This window comes from Thioalkalivibrio sp. AKL6 (assembly GCF_000376905.1).
GTDB lineage: Bacteria > Pseudomonadota > Gammaproteobacteria > Ectothiorhodospirales > Ectothiorhodospiraceae > Thioalkalivibrio > Thioalkalivibrio versutus.
Genome location: NZ_AQXS01000005.1, coordinates 1 through 18,545 on the forward strand (window position 1 = coordinate 1; position 18,545 = coordinate 18,545).

General features: G+C 67.9%; 19 protein-coding genes. 6 read left to right on the forward strand and 13 right to left on the reverse strand.

Annotation, left to right across the window (positions count from 1 at the left end; all coding sequences use genetic code 11):
• The first annotated feature begins 93 nt into the window (after nt 1-93).
• Nucleotides 94-1,314, forward strand: a complete 1,221-nt coding sequence (locus tag D575_RS0100105) for an ISL3 family transposase (RefSeq protein ID WP_018143877.1) — start codon at nt 94-96, stop codon at nt 1,312-1,314.
• 82 nt (nt 1,315-1,396) lie between these two features.
• Here D575_RS0100105 and D575_RS0100110 read toward each other — a convergent pair whose 3' ends face one another.
• The 6 genes from D575_RS0100110 to D575_RS0100135 form a co-directional block, all read right to left on the reverse strand.
• The gene (locus D575_RS0100110; protein WP_018143878.1) at nt 1,397-2,530 is read right to left on the reverse strand and encodes a porin; all 1,134 of its coding nucleotides are present in this window, start codon (nt 2,528-2,530) and stop codon (nt 1,397-1,399) included.
• A gap of 1,071 nt (nt 2,531-3,601) precedes the next feature.
• Complete coding sequence (locus D575_RS0100115) at nt 3,602-4,789, reverse strand: FAD-dependent monooxygenase (RefSeq protein WP_018143879.1); 1,188 nt, start codon at nt 4,787-4,789, stop codon at nt 3,602-3,604.
• Nucleotides 4,786-6,048 (reverse strand): FAD-dependent monooxygenase, encoded by a 1,263-nt coding sequence (locus D575_RS0100120; RefSeq protein WP_018143880.1) that lies wholly within the window; start codon nt 6,046-6,048, stop codon nt 4,786-4,788. The genes D575_RS0100115 and D575_RS0100120 overlap by 4 nt, the downstream gene beginning before the upstream one ends.
• A gap of 427 nt (nt 6,049-6,475) precedes the next feature.
• The gene (pepP, locus tag D575_RS0100125; protein ID WP_018143881.1) at nt 6,476-7,804 is read right to left on the reverse strand and encodes a Xaa-Pro aminopeptidase; all 1,329 of its coding nucleotides are present in this window, start codon (nt 7,802-7,804) and stop codon (nt 6,476-6,478) included.
• A gap of 32 nt (nt 7,805-7,836) precedes the next feature.
• Nucleotides 7,837-8,442, reverse strand: a complete 606-nt coding sequence (locus D575_RS0100130) for a UPF0149 family protein (RefSeq protein WP_018143882.1) — start codon at nt 8,440-8,442, stop codon at nt 7,837-7,839.
• Nucleotides 8,442-8,729: a hypothetical protein gene (locus D575_RS0100135; RefSeq protein WP_018168504.1), complete on the reverse strand. Its 288-nt coding sequence runs from the start codon at nt 8,727-8,729 to the stop codon at nt 8,442-8,444. Before D575_RS0100135 ends, D575_RS0100130 begins: the two co-directional genes overlap by 1 nt.
• A 217-nt stretch (nt 8,730-8,946) precedes the next feature.
• On the opposite strand from D575_RS0100135, the gene D575_RS0100140 reads away from it, so the two are divergent.
• Complete coding sequence (locus tag D575_RS0100140) at nt 8,947-9,174, forward strand: hypothetical protein (RefSeq protein ID WP_018143884.1); 228 nt, start codon at nt 8,947-8,949, stop codon at nt 9,172-9,174.
• The gene (locus D575_RS0100145; protein ID WP_018143885.1) at nt 9,171-9,473 is read left to right on the forward strand and encodes a cell division protein ZapA; all 303 of its coding nucleotides are present in this window, start codon (nt 9,171-9,173) and stop codon (nt 9,471-9,473) included. The genes D575_RS0100140 and D575_RS0100145 overlap by 4 nt, the downstream gene beginning before the upstream one ends.
• 226 nt (nt 9,474-9,699) lie before the next feature.
• Here D575_RS0100145 and ruvA read toward each other — a convergent pair whose 3' ends face one another.
• The 7 genes from ruvA to D575_RS0100180 all read right to left on the reverse strand — a co-directional run bounded on the left by ruvA (nt 9,700) and on the right by D575_RS0100180 (nt 15,492).
• The gene (ruvA, locus tag D575_RS0100150) at nt 9,700-10,308 is read right to left on the reverse strand and encodes a Holliday junction branch migration protein RuvA (RefSeq protein ID WP_018143886.1); all 609 of its coding nucleotides are present in this window, start codon (nt 10,306-10,308) and stop codon (nt 9,700-9,702) included.
• Nucleotides 10,305-10,820, reverse strand: a complete 516-nt coding sequence (ruvC, locus tag D575_RS0100155) for a crossover junction endodeoxyribonuclease RuvC (protein ID WP_026181986.1) — start codon at nt 10,818-10,820, stop codon at nt 10,305-10,307. The genes ruvA and ruvC overlap by 4 nt, the downstream gene beginning before the upstream one ends.
• Nucleotides 10,821-10,841: 21 nt before the next feature.
• Nucleotides 10,842-11,582, reverse strand: coding sequence for a YebC/PmpR family DNA-binding transcriptional regulator (locus tag D575_RS0100160; protein ID WP_018143888.1), 741 nt, complete (start codon nt 11,580-11,582; stop codon nt 10,842-10,844).
• Nucleotides 11,583-11,983: 401 nt separating this feature from the next.
• On the reverse strand, nt 11,984-12,613 hold the full coding sequence (locus tag D575_RS0100165; RefSeq protein ID WP_018143889.1) for a triacylglycerol lipase: 630 nt from the start codon (nt 12,611-12,613) through the stop codon (nt 11,984-11,986).
• A 21-nt stretch (nt 12,614-12,634) separates the two neighbouring features.
• Nucleotides 12,635-14,419 carry an aspartate--tRNA ligase gene (gene aspS, locus D575_RS0100170; RefSeq protein ID WP_018143890.1) on the reverse strand — a complete coding sequence of 595 codons (1,785 nt, stop codon included), beginning with the start codon at nt 14,417-14,419 and terminating at the stop codon, nt 12,635-12,637.
• Nucleotides 14,420-14,520: 101 nt separating this feature from the next.
• A complete protein-coding gene (locus tag D575_RS0100175) occupies nt 14,521-15,171 on the reverse strand; it encodes a DUF502 domain-containing protein (protein WP_018143891.1) in 651 nt (216 codons plus the stop codon).
• A gap of 3 nt (nt 15,172-15,174) precedes the next feature.
• Nucleotides 15,175-15,492 (reverse strand): FmdB family zinc ribbon protein, encoded by a 318-nt coding sequence (locus D575_RS0100180; protein WP_018143892.1) that lies wholly within the window; start codon nt 15,490-15,492, stop codon nt 15,175-15,177.
• Nucleotides 15,493-15,887: 395 nt separating this feature from the next.
• On the opposite strand from D575_RS0100180, the gene D575_RS0100185 reads away from it, so the two are divergent.
• Genes D575_RS0100185 through D575_RS0100195 form a run of 3 tightly spaced genes read left to right on the forward strand, consistent with a single transcriptional unit; the run spans nt 15,888 to nt 18,526 of the window.
• Nucleotides 15,888-16,265 (forward strand): DsrE family protein, encoded by a 378-nt coding sequence (locus D575_RS0100185; RefSeq protein ID WP_018143893.1) that lies wholly within the window; start codon nt 15,888-15,890, stop codon nt 16,263-16,265.
• Between the two features lie 10 nt (nt 16,266-16,275).
• Nucleotides 16,276-17,130: an SDR family NAD(P)-dependent oxidoreductase gene (locus D575_RS0100190; protein ID WP_018143894.1), complete on the forward strand. Its 855-nt coding sequence runs from the start codon at nt 16,276-16,278 to the stop codon at nt 17,128-17,130.
• 19 nt (nt 17,131-17,149) lie between these two features.
• Nucleotides 17,150-18,526, forward strand: a complete 1,377-nt coding sequence (locus D575_RS0100195) for a nucleoside recognition domain-containing protein (protein WP_018143895.1) — start codon at nt 17,150-17,152, stop codon at nt 18,524-18,526.
• Nucleotides 18,527-18,545: the final 19 nt, after the last annotated feature.

The following is an 18,545-nucleotide window of genomic DNA, read 5'->3' on the forward strand; positions in this document are numbered from 1 at the left end:
AAAAAAGGTTCATCGAAGGATACCGGGGAGGTGTTCGTGCGCTGAAGGGCATCGTAGTCTCGCGTGGAGCCAGGAAGGACGCGGGAGAGAGCGATGCTGGACAAGAAGACGTTGCAGAAGCTGGGGGGCTGGGAAGGCTATCGGCTGGAGCGTGCGGTTTGGCCGGAGGAGGCCGGCGGCACGCTGGAGTTGCACCTGAAGCCGACGCGGCAATGGATGCACTGCGAGCGCTGCGGTCATCGGACCCGGCAGGTGCACGAGACGACGGTACGGCGGGTGCGGGATCTTCCCCTGTTCGAATATCGGGTGGTGTTGGTAGTGCCGCGTCGCCGGGTGTGGTGCGAGCACTGCGGCGGTCCCCAGTTGGAACGTCTGAGCTGGCTGGGGCGCTATCAGCGGCTGACCAACCGGTTGGCGGATGCCTGCAGTCAGTTGTTGCGTTCAGCCAGTATCCAGGCCGTGGCCGCATTCTATGGCCTGGGCTGGCACACCGTGAAGACGGTGGACCGGCATCGCCTGGCGGCGGCGCTGCCGGAGCCGGACTGGGCATCGATCCGCTATCTGGCGATGGACGAGTTCGCCCTGCACAAGGGCCACCGCTACGCGACCGTGGTAATCGAGCCGATCCGGCGCCAGGTGTTGTGGGTCGGCGAAGGCCGCTCGCGCGAGACGGCGCGGGCCTTCTTCGAGCAGCTCCCCGAAGGCGTGTGCGAGCGCATCGAGGCGGTGGCGATCGACATGACCACGGCCTTTGAGCTCGAGATCCGGGCGCAGTGCCCCCGGGCCGAGATCGTCTACGACCTGTTCCATGTGGTGGCCAAGTACGGGCGCGAGGTGATCGACCGGGTGCGGGTCGATGAGGCGAAGCGCCTGGGCGACGACCGACAGGCCCGACGCGTGATCAAGTCCAGCCGCTGGCTGCTGTTGCGCAACAGGACGTCGTTGAATGCTGGCCAGGCGGTGCGCCTGGACGAGCTGCTGCAGGCCAACCAAGCGTTACTGACGGTCTACCTCTTACGCGACGAACTCAAGCGACTGTGGTTCCAGCGCAGCCCCGAGCGGACGTACCAGGCGTGGCGGCAATGGGTGCAGCAAGCCCGCGACAGCGGAATCCAAGCCCTGCAGCGCTTCGCACGCCTGCTGGAGCCCTACCTGCCCGGCATCGTCTCGCGCTGCCGCCACCGGCTGAACACCAGCGTCGTCGAGGGCATTAACAACACGATCAAGGTCATCAAGCGTCGGGCCTATGGCTACCGCGACCAGGACTACTTCTTCCTCAAAATCCGCGCCGCCTTCCCCGGTAATGCTCGATGAACCATAAAAAACGGGGCCCCTGGGGGCCCCGCAAAACAAGCTAAAAACTTGTTGTTATACCGCTTGGTAGCAGTGGCTGCCCTTAGAAGGACACCCGCAGGCCACCACCGACGCCGGTGTAGGAATTGCCAGCGGCGTTAACAGCGCCACCTTCGGCACGGGCAAACGGGATGTTGTCGTCGTGGTCGGCGTAGGAGACACCGGCAAACGCCATCACGCGGTTGCTGAAGTTGTGCTTGACGCCCAGGGCGACAAAGTCGGTGTTGCCGTCCAAGTCCTCGCCATTAACCTGATAGTCGGTCGAGGAGTTGCGGGTGTGGCCCAGGGTCAGCACGAAGTCGTTGCGACCCATGGTGTACACGCCGGAGACAAAGCCACCGGTGGCGTCACGTTCCACGTTACCGAGCGCATCTTCGAACTTGTAGGATTCGATCTCGCCCACCACACGGAACGGACCGGACTTCCAGTCGGCGCCAATCTTGCTGGCCTGGAAATCAGCATCATCATAGCGATAGTCATCGGCATTGGTGTGCGCAACGTACAGGTCCACGGCACCGAGATCGAAGTTCAGGCGACCGGAAATGGCCTGCTCGCCGCTACCGTTGCCGTTGTTCTGGGCGACCGCGAGCTGCAGCCCGACCATCCCGAAGCTGTTGCCATAGTTGATCACGCGATCTTCGTACGAGCCGTTACCCAGGCCGCCGATGCCACCAGTACGGATCGGATTGCCGTTATTATCGGTTTCACCGGTAAAGCCAACGCCCGCATCGGCAGTACCCAGACGGACAGCCTGGCGAGCCTGCATGAAGGTACCGTTCAGCGGGTCCTTGCCGGCGGTGTTGTACGGGAGACCCATGCGGCCCATCGTGACACGACCAAAGTTGCCATCGAGGCCAACGTAGACGTCACGCGCACCGGAATTCAGGCCGCTGGTGGTCTGGGCGTCCTGCTCGAGCTTGGCGAGAGCGGTCAGGCCATTACCTAGGTCGTGGTTGATCATCACGCCCAGACGGTTCGGGCCGTTGCCATCGGTAACCCAGCCAGCACCGCCAGCGTCGTACATGCTGAAGCCGTTGTCGAAGTCGCTGCTGCCACCGGAGTTGTAGACGACCTGCGTCTGCAGCTGGCCGAACAGGGTGACGTCGGAGTCGGCGGCGGCGAAGGCCGGGACTGCGAAGGCGCCGGCAACGGCGACGGCAAGAATCTGTTTTTTCATGGTGCGTATCTCCCAGGAGAGGTGTGTTGTTCGTTTCTTACGCCGCATCCACGGTCGATGCCGCGAATGACAGGTGTTTTATATACACCACGGTGTCTCGTTTCAACCCCTGGGCGAGAAAAAATTGCCACAGTTGGGCGCTGAACGTGACGCACGGTGGATTTTGGAAGATCAAACACTTGCGGAAACAGGCTACAGAAAGGTGCGGGATATCTGGCAACTTGCTGAATCGGAGGGCGCATTAGGATCGGCTTACTTTCGTGGGGGCGGGCGAACGGGCAGCTGGATCAGGTTTTTCTTATTTTTTCTGGATTTGCTTCGTGCGGGGGTTTTGCAACGCTCGCAAGGCAGGTCAATGCGATGCAACGCCCGTTGTTTTTTTGCAACGAGGTCGTTTTCTGTTGATGGCGAGGAGGGTGTGTTGTGGAAACGCGACATGTCCTTGGGCTGTGGAAGTGTGGCCGGGAGTCGACACGTTTGCGCTGATCATGCTTTGGCAGGGGCTTCGCGGCCGAGGCCGCTTGTATGTTTAACCCCGGCAGGCCTAGAAAGGGTCTGTCGGGGTGTAAGCCGGAGATCCCGGCTCTTCGCTTCGCTGCGGCCGGGATGACGGTGTGCAGGACTCGTCTCGGGCTCTCTTCGAACAAGACCTCGGCCACCCGCCGCCGTCATCCCGGAAACCGCGCAGCGGTTATCCGGGATCTCGCACGTTCGGGGAGCCCCAATCCCTTGAGGTCCCGGCCCTGCGCTTCGCTCCGGCCGATGACGGGTGGGGTGGACGTGTGGGCGGTATGCCGGGGGTTCGACGAACGGTCGGGGTGAGCGGGCGTGGCGGATGGGCGGCGTCGCGGGGACATGGCAGCGTGCCAGGGATCGATGAGGAGGGGTTCCCGAGGCCATGATGCGGTTCGCTGCGCTCAGCGCATCCTACGGGATACCACGGCCCGCCATGCACAGGGTCCAGCGAGCGCTGCCGCACCCGATCCCGGCTCGGACTGCGGTTTAAAGCACTCGTAGGATGTGCTGAGCGAAGCGAATCGCATCACCCCGGGCCGAACAGCCTGGGTCGCCTTAATCGAGGCCGAAGGCGCGCAGGGCAAGACGGCGCTTGAGGGGGGTGACCTGATCGACCAGGCGGATGCCGAGGCCGCGCAGTTCCGGGAGGCCGGCGGCGTGGGTGCCGAAGATCAGGCGGAAGCCGTCCATGGCGCGTTGCATGAAGGCGTTCTCGCTGCGGCGGTCGCGGGTGTAGGCGCGCAGGACGGTCTCGGCGCCCGGGTCGCGGCGGGCGGGGCCGTGCAGGCGCTCGACCAGGGCGCGGGCGTCGGCCAGCCCGAGGTTCAGGCCCTGCCCGGCCAGCGGATGGATGGTGTGGGCGGCATCCCCGGCCAGGGCCACGCGGCCGGCGTGGTAGTCGCGGGCGTGGCGGGCTACCAACGGGAAGCTGGCGCGCTTCGATGTGGCGGTGATCGCCCCCAGTCGGTGGTCGATCACCGCCTCCAGGGCCCGGCAGAAGCCGGCATCGTCCAGCGCCAGCGTCTCGTCGGCCTGGTGTTCGGGCTGGGACCAGACGATGGAGCTACGCCCGTCCGCCAGCGGCAGGAAGGCGATGATCTGGTCGTCGACGAAGCGCTGCCAGGCGGTGTCCTCGTGCGGGCGCTCGGTGGTCACGGTCGCGACCACGCCGCGGGCGTGATAGTCCTGTTCGCGCACCGGGATACCCATGCGGGTGCGCAGGGGCGATTGCGTGCCATCGGCCGCGACCACCAGACGGGCGGAGGCCAGCGGCGCATGTTGCGGGCCGTAGAGATCCACCCGATCCGGGCGGGTGTCGAGGCTCTTCCATTCCGTTTCCGGCCACAAGGCCACGCCGGCGGCCTCCAGCTCGGTCCACAGCACGGCCTCCAGGGCGGCGTGCTCCACGGTCCAGCCGAGCGCCGGCACCCCCAGCTCGTCGGCATCAAAGCGGATATGCCCGGGGCCGTGGCCATCCCATACGGCCATGCCGGAGAAGGCATGGGCGCGGCGCGCCTCGAGGGCGTCCTGCACCCCCAGACGGGCCAGGAACTCCATGGAGGCGATGTTGAGCGTGGCGACGCGCGTCACCGGGGTCGCGTCGCTGAAGGTGGGCGCGACAGCGCGCTCCAGCAGCCCGACACGCAGGCCCTGGCGGGCCGCGCCCAGCGCGATGGCACCACCAACCGCACCGGCGCCCACCACCAGCAGGTCCAGCACGTCGCGGGAACCGGACGCGCTCATGCCCCGCCCCCTGCGTCCGGCCGCGCGAGATGGCGCGCGGTATGGCGCGGCAGCGGGCCCAGGCCCATGGCCGCCTGTGCCAGGCGATCGCGCGCTGGGCGCAGGCGGTCGACCGCCATCATCCCGCCGCCCAGCGCATGCCCGCGCAGGCCCGCCGCGTGCAGCATGCCGCGGGCAAGGAAGTCGGTCGCGGCCACCACGCCGTTCACGTCACCGCGCCGGGCCCGGGCATAGGCGGCAAGGGTTGCGGGTGCGCCGGGGTCGGCGACAAAGCCGGGCGCCCCGCCCTGCCCGCGCCCCTCGCGCAGCGCCCCCAGCAGGGTCGCCACATCGCGCAGGGCAAGATTCAACCCCTGCCCCGCCACCGGGTGCACCGCGTGCGCGGCATTGCCCAGCAGCAGCGCGCGGTCCGCGACCGGCTCCGGGGCATGCACCCGCTCCAGCGGGAAGCGCACCACGCGGCCCGCCGGGCGCAGCCGCCCCAGGGTCCAGCCGAAGCGGGCCTGCAGCTCGCGCAGGCGTTCGGCCTCGTCCAGTTCCAGGCGGCGCTCGCAGACCTCCGGCGGGGCCACCCAGACCACGTTCATCCGCCCATCCGCCTGCGGCAGCAGCGCCAGCGGGCCTTCGTCGGTAAAGCGTTCGAAGGCCTGGCCGTTGTGCGGCCGCGCAGGCAGGACATCGAAGACCAGGGCATCCGCCGCATAACGCAGGCGGTTTACCGCAAGACCCAGGGCCTTGCGGGTGGGTGACTGGATGCCGTCGGCGGCCAGGATCAAGCGCGCCGCCCAAGTGCTCTCGCCTTCGGCGCCGTCGATGCGCAGTTCGCGTTGGCCGTCCGTCACCTTGCCCACGCCCGCCAGCGTCGACTGGTGGCGCACGTCCACGTCGGCGGCGCGACAGGCCGCATCCAGCATCGGCTCCAGCGCGACGGCCGGCACCACCTGGCCGAGGGCGTGGCGGCCCTGATCGGCTGCGTTCAGGTGGACGCGGCCCAGCCCGCCGCGGCGGCTGACGACAATGGAGCGGATCGCGGTCGCCCGTTCGGCCAGCGGCGCCCAGTAGCCCAGATCGTCCAGGAACTGCACGGAGCCGGCCGCCAGCGCATAGCCGCGGGTGTCGTGTGCGTGCGCGTCCGGTGCGGGCGGCGCGCCCCGCTCGAACAGCGTGACCGCGTAGCCCGCCCGCGCCAGGGTGCAGGCGGCGAGGCCACCCACCGGCCCGCCGCCAACGATGGCGATATCGCAGGTGTTCGTCGTCATACCACACCCCGGGCGGGTAGCCCCGACGCCGCTTTCGCGGGCAAGCCCGCTCCCACAAGACCTGCACCACCCATCGCAGGATGCCGATACGCAGGATGCCAATGAGCGCAGCGAATCGCATCATCGGGCGCGCGGCCCCGGGGTGAGCGGTGCGTTTCACAAAGCTCAACGCACCCTACGGTTCTGGGCGGCCGGTGGTGCGTTGTCCGCTCCCCTTTCCCATGCATGCCCGCTCCCGCAAGACCGGTACCACCCATCACGTGATGTCGATTCGTAGGATGCTGATGAGCGCAGCGAATCGCATCACGAAGTGCGTGATCCCGCGATGGCCGGTGCGTTTCGCAGAGCTCAACGCACCCTACGGTTCTGGGCAGGCCCGCTCCCACTGGGGGCTGGTCCGGCACTGGGTGATGGCAGGCGGGCATGGTCAGTTCCAGCCCGGGAGGTCGCCGGCCATGCAGGCCTCGATGTCGGCGACGGTCTTGGGGCAGTGCGCGGTCAGGACCTCGTGGCCGTCGCGGGTGACGGCCACGTCGTCCTCGATGCGTACGCCGATACCGCGCAGCTCCTTCGGTGCCTCGCTGTAGGGCCCGAAGTAGAGCCCGGGCTCCACGGTCATCACCATGCCGGGCTCGAGCTGGCGCCAGGCGTCGCCGACGCGATAGTCGCCGACGTCGTGTACGTCCAGCCCCAGCCAGTGGCCGGTGCGGTGCATGTAGAACGGACGGTAGGCCTGGTCGCGGATCAGCTTGTCCAGGCGGCCCTTGAGCACGCCCAGCTCCTTGAGCCCGCGGGTCAACTCGCGTACGGCGGTTACATGCGGGGTGTCCCAGTCGTTGCCGGGGCGGACCTGCTCGATCGCGGCGAGCTGGGCGGCCAGCACGCACTCGTAGACCTCGCGCTGGCGCTCGCCGAAGCGCCCGGAGACGGGAAAGGTGCGGGTGATGTCGGAGGCGTAGCCCTGTACCTCACAGCCGGCGTCGATCAGGAGCAGGTCACCCGCGTTCAGCTCGGCGCGGTTCTCGATGTAGTGCAGGATGCAGCCGTTCTCGCCGCCCCCGACGATGGAGGGGTACGCGGTCTCGGTCCCGTAGCGGTGGAACTCGTGCAGCAGTTCCGCCTCCACCGCGAACTCGGTCAGGCCCGGCCGGCAGGCCTGCATCGCGCGCACATGCGCCTGGGTGGAGATGGCCGCGGCGTGGCGCATCAGCTTCAGCTCCGGTGCCTTCTTGAACAGCCGCTGCTCGTGCAGGTGGTGCTCCACCGCAACGAACTCGTGCGGCGCGCGCACGCCGTTGCGGGCCTTGGCCCGGACCTGGTTGACCCAGCTGAACAGGCGCTGGTCCAGGGGCTCGTCGCGTCCGAACGGCGCGGCCAGCACCGCGCGGTTCTCCATCAGCCCCGGCAGGATCTCGTCGATATCCTCGATCGGGAAGGCGCACTCGGCCCCGTACGTCTCCATCGCGCCGTCCGGCCCCGCGCGCCGCCCTTGCCAGGTCTCCTGGGTGGGGTCGCGGTCGCGGCAGAACAGGATGTACTCGCCCGCCGGGCGCCCCGGCACCAGCACCGCCACCGCATCCGCCTCGGGAAAGCCGGTCAGGTAGAGGAAGTCGCTGTCCTGACGGAACGGATATTCGACGTCCCGGTTGCGGGTGCGCTCGTGGGCGGCCGGAACGACGATGATCGAGTCCGGCCCGATCGCCCGCATCAACCGCTGGCGGCGCCGGGCAAACTCGCCCTGCGGGATCTCCGGCATCCGGCCCGGCCGGGGGGCTTGTCGCGTTCGCGTCATTGCATCGGGATCCGTTTCGGGTCGTCCGGGGCCAGCTCGTCGGCAATCAGCAGCACGCCCACGCGCACGTATTCGTTGAGTTCTTCGAAGGCCGCCGCGTTGTCCTCGTCATCGTCCGGCTCCAGCTCGATGCGAGCAATCTCGGCGAAGTCGCGCAGGATCTCGCTAGCCTCGGCCGAGGGCTTGAGCTTGGCCAGCCGCGGCGTCTGCCCCAGCCCGGCGATGAAGCCGTCCACCCACTCCGACAGGGCCTGAGCCTGGGCCTCGATGGCGTCGTCCTCCGGCAACAGCGGACCGAAACCCAGCTCCACGTCGTAGAGCTGCGCCAGCAGCGCGCGGCGGATCGCCTCCACGGTCTTGTCGAAGCGCTCTCCTGCGCCTTCGGTCAGTGGCAGCGCCTCGCCCAGGCTCAGCTCCAGGGCCTCCACAGAGGAACCCGGATCGGCTACCAGGCATCCGGTGAACAGCCCGTGGGCCGAGGCCGGCGTCTGCGCATAGCCCATGCTGCGCAGCCCGTGTTCGAGCTGCTCGCGCAGGGCCTCGGGGTCGCGCTCCAGGCCGTCCAGGGACTTGGCGTTTCCGGTGCCCGGTGAATGCGTCATCAGAAGGACTCCAGCCGCGCTTCGTAGGGGAACAGCAGGAAGCGGTAGAGATCGTCCCCCACCTGCAGATGGGTGAACTGCGGCTCGCCCAGCTTGATCGCGCTGGAGCCGGTGGAGGACAGCATGTTGAGACCGAAGCGCTTGTCCTCGATCAAGGCGTTCAACAGCTGCTCCAGCTCCGGACGCGGCACAGTGCCCGTATTGTCGACAATCCGGCACGGCTTTCCGTTATGGGCCGTACCCTCGATCACGGTAGCGTCGGGGCCGGGTTCGGGTGGCTGGGTCATGGGCGACAACACTTGATGGCTAGGGGATTGCACGTATTGTGGCCAGCGCGGGTGCCAGGCCGCAACAAACCCCGGAATGCCTGGTGCACGAACGCGTACATTGACCGGCGTCTCCCTGTGAGTCACGCAAGTTGACGCTTCGCTCGAACGCCTCCTAGACTCCAGAGATTAATCGACTCGCGGCGAAAGCCGCACCTGCCACCCGGGGCCCGAGGCCATGCAGCCGAACGACGATTCCGCGATCGACCCGACCGAACGCCTGGAGGCCGCGATCGCACGCCTTCTGGAAGAGCATGCGGCCCTGCGCGAGGAGAACCACCTGCTGCAGGAGCAGATCCGTCAGCTCAAGGGCGAACGCGCGGCCTTCAAGGAACGCAACGAACAGGCGCGCCACCGGGTCGAGAACATGATCGCGCGCCTGCGCTCGATGGAGCACAGCGAATGAGCCAGTCCGAACCTGTCCGCGTCTCCATCATGGGCAAGGAGTACCAGATCGCCTGCCCACCGGAGGAACGCGCCGACCTGTTTGCCTCGGCGTCGCTGATCGACGAGCGCATGCGCGAGTTGCGCGATGGCGGGCGCATCGTGGGCGCCGAGCGCATCGCGGTGATGGTGGCGCTCAACCTGGCGCACGAGATGCTGGAGTGCCGGCAGCAGAAGGCCGGCGCGGACACCTCCGGAAGCTCGGAACGCCTGGTCGCCCTCGCTGACCGCATCGAGAAAAGCCTCGGCTCGTCGCGCTAACGCGTTTGGCGGCGTCCCGCCGTCTTTCTTCCCTGCATTGCCAAGACCCGGGTACAGCCTGATGGCTGGCCCTGGTTCGTCCTCCGGTGTTTACGTGCCCTCGGTCCGCCGCCTGCCACCGTAAACACCGAAGGACGAACCAGGGCCAGCCTCTACTGAGCGAGACATGCCCCAGGGCGGACGACACCTCAAACGGCAGCCAGGGAGCCGCGCGGCTTGGTGTACGTTAGCGCTTGACGGTGGCGCGGAGGGCCAGGCGTACCAGGGTCTCCACCGAATCCGCCTGGTCGCGCACTGCCGCGACCATCTTCTCGGCGCTGGCGCGTTGATAGCCCAACGACTCCAGCGCGGCCAGGGCCTCGGCTTCCATCGCGGCGGCGGGCGTCGGTTCGCTGCCGCCCGCTCCCCCGGCGGGCGTGCCGACAAAGCCCATCTCGGCAAGGCGTTCGCCCAGTTCCAGCACGATGCGCTCGGCGGTACGCTTGCCGATACCCGGCACCTTGGCCAGGCCGGTGACATCGCCGCCGCTGATCAGGCCCGCCAGCTCGTCGCCGGCGTAGGTAGAAAGCATGGCAAGCGCCAGCTTCGCGCCGATGCCGTTCACACGGATCAGACGCCGGAACAGGTCGCGATCGCGCTTGTTCAGGAAGCCGAACAGCTGGTGGGCATCCTCGCGCACGACCAGATGGGTGGCCAGCACGACGGTCTCGCCCGGCTCCGGCAGGGCCGCCAGCGTGGACAAAGGGACGTCAACCTCGTAGCCAACCCCGCCGGCGTCGATCACGACGCCATTGACCTCCCGGCTAATCAGCCGGCCTTCCAGCCGCGCGATCATGGACGGCCCCCGATCGAGCCGGAGGTGGCGGCCGCCAGGCGCGCCTCGTGCTGCTGGGTGTGAGCGTGGCAAAGCGCGACGGCCAGGGCGTCGGCGGCATCGCTGCTGGCCGGTTCGGCCAGGCGTAGAAGTTGCTGCATCATGTGCTGGACCTGTTCCTTGTCCGCCCCGCCGATGCCGACCACGGCCAGCTTGATCGCACGCGGGGCGTATTCGTGTACCGCAAGGCCGGCCTGGGTGGCGGCGCAGATGGCCGCGCCCCGGGCATGTCCCAGCTTGATCGCAGACTGGGCATTGCGCGCGACGAACACCGATTCGATGGCCAGCACGTCGGGCTTCAGTTCATCGATCACCTCGACCACGCCGGCGAAGATCTCGCCCAGGCGCTCGGGGAAACCCTTGGCCTTGGGCCGGATCACACCGTGCCCGCAGGAGCGGCCGCGGCTGCGATCATACTCGACGACCGCGAAGCCGGTGATCCGGGAACCGGGGTCGATCCCGAGGATGCGCACGCCGGTCACGCGGCGGCCGGATCAGTCACCGCTGACCTCGTCGGGAAAGTCGGCATTGGTGAAGACGTTCTGCACGTCATCCAGGTCGTCGAGCATGTCAAGCAGCTTGAGGATCGACTCGGCGGTCTCCGCGTCCAGTGGCGCGAGCGTCTCCGGGCGCCAGGTGACCTCGGCATCTTCCGGCTGGAGTTCGCGTTCCGCCAGCGCGGCGCGGACGTCCTGATAGGTATCGGGTTCGGTGATGACCTCGATGGAACCGTCATCCTCGACCTGGACGTCTTCGGCCCCGCCCTCCAGCGCGGCCTCCATCACCACCTCGTCGTCCAGCCCGGGGGCGAAGCGGATCACGCCCTTGTTCTGGAACAGATAGGCGACCGAGCCGTCGGTCCCCAGGTTGCCGCCCATCTTGGAGAAGGCGTGGCGCACCTCGGCGACCGTGCGGTTACGATTGTCGGTCATGCAGTCGACCAGGATGGCCGCGCCGCCCGGACCGTAGCCCTCGTAGCGGATCTCCTCGACGTTGTCGCCGTCGCTCTCGCCCGCCCCGCGCTTGGCCGCGCGCTCGATGGTGTCGCGGGTCATGTTGGCGCCCAGCGCCTTGTCGATCGCCAGGCGCAGGCGCGGGTTGGTCTCCGGGTCCGAGCCGCCCTGGCGCGCAGCCACGGTGATCTCGCGGATCAGCTTGGTGAAGAGTTTTCCGCGCTTGGCGTCCTGGGCATTCTTGCGATGCTGGATGTTCGCCCACTTGCTGTGGCCTGCCATTCGGTCACGACTCCTTGGATTGGGTTCGGTTGCAGCGGCCCCGGGATTCCACCGAGCCGCAGGACCCGCACAGTCTAATCGCTGGCGCGGCGGTAATCACGGATGCCTGCGCAGTACTCACCCACACCGCCTCTTCCCTCCCCCGTCATTGCGAGGAGCGCAGCGACGAAGCACAAAAGCAGCGAAGCTGCCTTGAACGGCCGCAGGCCGGCCCGAAGAAGGACGCGCAGCGCGTCACCAACCGCACAAGCCCCGTCATTGCGAGGCCCCGAAGGGGCCGTGGCAATCTCCTCACGCTGGCAGAGCGCTGGAGTCACGATCCGGTGGTTCCGGACGGAGATTGCTTCGTCGCTCTGCTCCTCGCAATGACGGGGGCGGCGGTGGGGTCGAGCAGGCTGGGGTTATGGGAGGAACTCGCCCGTTTCCAGGAAATGGAGGGTCTCCTGGACCAGGAGACGGTTGACCAGCATGCCGAAGTGGGAGACCGGCATGGTGAGGTGGCGCGAGACCTCCGGGCCGCGAGTCTCGTCCACCGCGACCGTGCCATCGTGCGGATCCGGTAGCGGCGCGACCCAGGGCCCCGGCCCGAACGGCTTACTGCCGGCGATCATGCCGACGTCGCGACCGCGCAGGACGGGACTGCCGCCGAGCAGGCCACGGTCCAGGGCGGCGCCCAGCCACCAGCGGCCAAGTCGGTTCTGCGCGAGGCGCGCGGCCACACGGCTGCCCTGCAGCGGCGAACCCAGCATCACGATACGCCCAGGGCGCTGCACGGGCGCGACCTCGAACAGGTGGCGCACGATCACGCCGCCCAGGCTATGGGCAACCAGGTGCACGAGGTCGCCGGGGACATCCTCGAGAAACGCAGCCAGGGCGCGCGCGGCCTGCTCCGGCGTTTGCCGGCGCGAGGCATAGCGGAACCCGTGAACCTCGTGGCCGGCCGCGCGCAGACGGCGGCCCAGCAGGGCCATCTCCAGGCCCGGCATGTGCCAGCCATGGACCATGACCACACTGCTGCGCATGCCGGTCATGGTGTTCGGCCGGACAAGCGGTTACTCGGCCTGTTGCGTGGCGCTGGGACGCAGACGGATACCCAGCTCGCGCAGCTGCTTCTCGCCGACCGGGGCCGGGGCATCGGTCAGCAGGCAGGCGGCGGTCTGGGTCTTGGGGAAGGCCATCACGTCGCGGATCGAGTGGGCGCCGCTCATCAGCATCACCAGGCGGTCGAGGCCAAAGGCCAGGCCGCCGTGCGGCGGGGCACCGAAGTTCAGGGCATCCAGCAGGAAGCCGAACTTCTCGCGCGCCTCTTCCTCACCGATGCCCAGGGCCTCGAACGCGGCCTGCTGCATCTCGGGGTTATGGATACGGATCGAGCCACCGCCGACCTCGGTGCCGTTGAGCACCATGTCGTAGGCGCGGGACAGCGCCTCGCGCGGGTTGGCGCGCAGCGCCTCCGGACTGTCCACCGCCGGGGCGGTGAACGGGTGATGCAGGGCATACAGGCGCTTGTCCTGATCGTCGTACTCGAACATCGGGAAGTCGACCACCCACAGCGGCTGCCAGCCTTCCTCGACCAGCTCCAGGTCGTGGCCGATCTTCACGCGCAGGGCGCCGATCGCCTCGTTGACCACCGAGGCCTTGTCCGCGCCGAAGAAGATCAGGTCGCCGGCGGCGGCCGCGGTCTTCTCCAGGATCTTCCGGGTCACGTCCTCCGGCAGGAACTTGAGGATGGGCGACTGCAACCCGCCCGCGAGATCGGCCGGGTCGTTGACCTTGATGTAGGCCAGGCCCTTCGCGCCGTAGCGGCCGACGTACTCGGTGTAGACGTCGATCTCCTTGCGCGTGAGCTTGGCACCGCCCGGGACGCGCAGGGCGGCCACGCGACCCTCCGGGTCGTTCGCCGGGCCGTTGAAGACCTTGAACTCCACCGCCTGCATCACCTCGGTCAGCTCGGTGAACTCCAGCGGGATGCGCAGATCCGGCTTGTCGGAGCCAAAGCGGGCCATCGCCTCGGCATAGGCCATGCGCGGGAACGGATCCGGCAACTCGACGCCCTGGACCTCGCGGAACAGGTGGCGAATCAGGCCCTCGGTCACCTCCATCACATCCGCCTCGTCGACGAACGCCATCTCCATATCCAGCTGGGTGAACTCCGGCTGGCGATCGGCGCGCAGGTCCTCGTCACGGAAGCAGCGGGTGATCTGGTAGTAGCGGTCCATGCCGGACATCATCAGCAGCTGCTTGAACAGCTGCGGCGACTGCGGCAGGGCGAAGAAGCTGCCCGGATGCGTGCGGCTGGGCACCAGGTAGTCACGCGCGCCTTCCGGCGTGGCCTTGGTCAGCATCGGGGTCTCGAGGTCGAGGAACTCGCGCTCCTCGAGGAAGCGGCGCATGGCCGCGGAGACCTGCGCGCGCAGGCGCAGGCGCTGCTGCATCAACGGGCGGCGCAGATCCATGTAGCGGTAGCGCAGGCGGGTGTCTTCGCCGACGTCTTCGTCGTCCAGCGGGAACGGCGGGGTCTTGGCGGCGTTCAGGACCTCCAGCTCGAGCCCGAGGATCTCCACGGCGCCGGTGGGCAGGTCGGGATTCTCGGTGCCCTCGGGGCGCCGGCGCACGCGGCCGGTCATGCGGATCACGTACTCGGTACGCAGCTGCTCGGCGCGCGCGAAGACCTCCTCGCGGTCAGGGTCAAACACCACCTGGACCAGGCCCGCATGGTCGCGCAGGTCGACGAAAATTACCCCCCCGTGGTCCCGTCGGCGGTTCACCCAGCCGCAAAGGGTCACCTCCGAGTCGAGTTCGTTCTCGGTGACACGTCCACACAGATGAGTTCGCATTGCGCTGTTCCAGCCGAAGGGCACGCCCGCCAGGGGCCTGCACGGTGAGTCGGGAAAACGGGACGAACATGGCGTTCGCACCCGCGAAAAGGCCGGAAATCTTACGATTTGCCCTGCCCCTGCGCAACCGGCGCCGGCGCTTCTTCAGGGCTTCTCATCGGTGTCACGACCCCCATGGACATCACGAACTTGAGACCATCCTCCACCGTCATGTCCAGTTCGATGGCTTCCTCGCGCGGGACCATGATCACGAAGCCGGAGGTGGGATTGGGCGTGGTCGGGACGAAAACGGTGATGACGTCACGCTCGGTGCGGTCCTGCACCTCGCCGACGGCGACACCGGTCATGAACCCCACGGACCAGAGGCCGCGGCGCGGGTACTCGATCAACATCACCTTGCGAAACGCCTGTCCACCATCGGACAGCACGGTCTCGGTGACCTGTTTGACGGCGCCGTAGATCGAACTGACCAGCGGGATGCGGCGGACGATCGATTCGCCCACCGACACCAGCTTGCGCCCAACGATATTGGCCACCACCACCCCGGTCACGAACACCACCACCACCGCCAGTACGATGCCGGCACCCGGGATGGAGAAGCCGAGAATCGCCTCCGGCCGCCAGGGCGGCGGCAGAAGGAGGATGGTGAAGTCCAGCAGGTCGACCAGCAACTTGATGACAAAGCCGGTGACGATCAGCGGCAGCCAGACCAGAAGCCCTGCAATCAGGTAGCGGCGCAGGGAGACCAGCATTGATCAGGTGCCGGTCGCGGCGGTACCGGTCTTGGCGCTACCGGAAGATGCGGACTTTCCGGAGGCATCCGACTTCGTTGAGCTACTGCCGCTGGAACTGGTGGCCGAGCTGCTGCCCTCTTTCAGGTTGCGCTTGCCGTCCTTCTTGAAGTCGGTCTCGTACCAGCCGCCGCCGGCCAGACGGAAGCCGGCCGCGGACACCTGCTTGGTCAGGGCCTCGGCACCACACTCCGGGCAAATGGTGGCCGGCGGATCGGAGATCTTCTGCAGGATCTCGGAGACCTCGCCGCAATCCTTGCACTGGTATTCGTAAATGGGCATGACTGGAATCCTCGGAATGCATCCGCGAAAACACGGGTTGAAGCGTATTATGCGGCCGTTTTCGGGGAATGAAAGGCCTACGCTTCCGACGAACCGTTTTGCTGATCCCGAACGGTATTTCCCAGGCACACGCAAGCAGCCGGCTCGCCTTGCACGCCATCAATGGCATCCCGGCCGACGGTCTACGCAGAACCGGGATCTCCAGCGCCGTGGCAGTCCCGACCGGAGCGATCCCGGATCACCGCTACGCGGCGTCCGGGAGGACGACAGCGGGGGGCGTCTCTTGATGTCTCCCGTGATGTCTCCCGGCCAATCCGCGCTGGGGTTTGCGCCCAACGGCCGCAGCGCGGATCATTCACCCCCAACTCGACGATACGACCGCGCAAGGACCTGTCATGGCCGAAAAGATCGTGATCATGCTGCTGAACCTGGACCTGGACCGCCCTGGCACGCTGGGGGCGCCCTTCTTCCAGGCCACCGTCGCCGCCGCGATGGATCTCGAGGTGGAGATCTACTTCGCCGCCGGCACCACACGCCTGCTGCGTCAGGGCGTGGCGGAGACCATCTACCCCGGCGAGGCCAGGGAGAAGTCCGTCTACAGCTTCATGCAGGACGCCCACGAGGCCGGCTGCGCCTTCTACGCCTGCGCCGGAGCGATGAGCGAGAACGGCCTGACGCTGGACAACGCCGTGCCGGAACTGGACGGGATGCGCGGCGGCGGTGCCTTCATCGGCGAGGTCGTCGAGGACGGCGTCGCCACCCTGACCTACTGAGCGCGCCGCGGTGAGCGAGACCTCTTCCCGCGCCGTCCTGATCACCGGCTGCTCCAGCGGCATCGGGGCCTGTACCGCGCGCGTACTGCGTGATCGCGGCTACCGCGTGTTCGCCACCGCCCGGCGCGGCGAGGACGTCGCCCGGCTGAAGAAGGACGGCTTCGAGGCCTTGCAGCTGGACCTGGACGACTCCGCCAGCATCCACAGCGCGGTCACCGAGATCCTGCACCGGACCGATGGCCACCTCTACGCCCTGTTCAACAACGGTGCCTACGGCCAGCCCGGTGCGGTGGAGGATCTGAACCGCGCCACGCTGCGCGCGCAGCTGGAGACCAACGTCCTCGGTTGGCTGGAACTGACCAACGCCGTCCTGCCCGCCATGCGCCGCGCCGGCGAGGGCCGCATCATCCAGAACAGCTCGGTCCTGGGCCTGGTCGCCCTGCGCCTGCGCGGGGCCTACGTGACCTCCAAGTTCGCGATCGAGGGCATGAGCGACACCCTGCGCCAGGAACTGCACGGCACCGGCATCCATGTCGCCCTGATCGAGCCGGGGCCGATCCGCAGCGCGTTCCGCGCCAACGCGCTGAAGGCCTTTCGCTACCACGTCCAGCGCGAACACGGCCCCTGGCAGGAGACCTACCGCGCCGCCGAGGCCCGCATGGCGAACGCCGAGGCCGATGCACCGTTCACGCTGGGGCCCGAGGCCGTCGCGCGCTGTGTCGTGCACGCCCTGGAGGCCCGCCGCCCGCGGGTGCGCTATCACGTGACTTTCCCCACCCGGCTGTTCGCCTTCCTCAAGTGGCTGCTGCCGGCCCGCGCGATGGATGCCGTGCTGCGCGGTGTATCACGCGGGGAGAACCGCTGACCGTGGCGCACGGTACCGCATGAACCTGATCTTTCTCGCCCTGATCGTGATCGCCGTGGCCACGGCCGCGATCCGCGAGATCCGCTCTACCGATCCCGACGAGCAACCGATGCAGGCCCTCTCCGAGGGCGCCATCGAGGCCGCCGGTTCCGCCGTGGAGCTGGCGCTAGGGCTGGTCGGGGTGATGGCCCTGTTCCTGGGCCTGATGAAGATCGCCGAGGCCGGTGGCCTGCTGACCGTGCTGGCCCGGCTGCTGCGGCCACTGATGGTGCGCCTGTTCCCGTCGGTGCCGCCCGAACACCCGGCGATGGGCGCGATGATTCTGAATTTCTCCGCGAACATCCTAGGTCTTGGCAACGCCGCCACGCCGTTCGGCATCCGCGCGATGCAGGAGCTGGAGAAGCTCAACCCGCACCCGGGCACCGCGACCAACGCGATGGCGCTGTTCCTGGCGATCAACACCTCCAGCATCACGCTGCTGCCCACCGGCGTGATCGCCCTGCGCGCCTCGCTGGGTTCCGAGGCCCCGGCCGCGATCCTGCCGACCACGCTGTTCGCGACCCTGTTCGCGACCATGGCCGGCATCGCCAGCGCGCTGATCCTGCAGCGCTACTTCCTGCCACCACCGGCGACTCGCAGCATTGATCCGGGCCAGACGTCCGCGGATGGCGCGAGCGAGCTGGACGACACAATGCGCGAGGCCGGCCGGGAGGCGACCGCCGAGCCCACCCAGGACGCCGACCCGACAGCGGACACGGCCAACCAGCAACCGATGAACATCGAGGTCCCCACCGAGGGTTACCCCGCCTGGGTCTCGCTGACCGTGCTCGCCGCAGTGCTGGGCATCATCCCGCTGACCATCCTCTACGGCCAGGCGATCGCGCCGTGGATCATCCCGGGGCTGGTGGTCGGTTTCCTGTCCTACGGCGTGATCCGCGGCGTGCCGGTCTACGAGGTATTCGTCGAGGGCGCCAAGGAGGGCTTCAATGTCGCGCTGCGCATCATCCCCTACCTGGTCGCAATCCTGGTCGCGGTGGGCATGCTGCGCGAGAGCGGGGCACTGGGGATGTTTGTCGGGCTGGTCGGGCCGTTGACCACACCGTTCGGCTTGCCGGCCGAGGCGCTGCCGATGGCGCTGCTGCGCCCGCTGTCCGGCTCCGGCGCCTACGGCATCATGGCCGGCATCATGCAGGATCCGACCACCGGGCCGGACACGCATGTCGGCATCCTGGTCTCGACCCTGCAGGGCTCGACCGAGACCACCTTCTACGTGCTCGCCGTGTACTTCGGCGCCATCGGCATCAAGCGCGTGCGCCACACCCTGGCCGCCGCGCTGACCGCGGATGCCGTCGCGGTGATCGCGGCGGTGGCAATCGTCGGCTTCCTCTTCCTGTAGGACGGCGTGCGCGACGAAG